This window comes from Methylobacterium organophilum (assembly GCF_022179465.1).
Classification (GTDB): domain Bacteria; phylum Pseudomonadota; class Alphaproteobacteria; order Rhizobiales; family Beijerinckiaceae; genus Methylobacterium; species Methylobacterium organophilum.
Genome location: NZ_BPQV01000080.1, coordinates 1 through 229, shown reverse-complemented (window position 1 = coordinate 229; position 229 = coordinate 1). Strand labels below are relative to the sequence as shown.

Sequence of the window (229 nt, the reverse complement as noted above, 5' to 3'; positions counted from 1 at the left end):
ATCGCTGGCAAGTGGAGTTAATTTTTCGATTTTTAAAGCGCACGATGCATGGTCTGCATTTGATGTGTCATCATCCTTCAGGCATTGAGACCCACTTTACACTTTCTATGATTTCTTACATACGGCTATTGCATCTTAAGCAGAAGTGTGCACCTGTAGAAACCATAAAGATTGATGACGTTGAGTTTGGAAACCATGAGCAAAACGATGAGATGGAATCAGAGTCGCG

General features: G+C 41.5%; 1 protein-coding gene. It reads left to right on the top strand.

Going from position 1 to position 229, the window contains the following annotated elements; genetic code table 11:
• Nucleotides 1–229 (top strand): transposase (locus MFF21_RS23870; protein WP_238315066.1); only part of this gene is annotated, 229 nt, incomplete at both ends.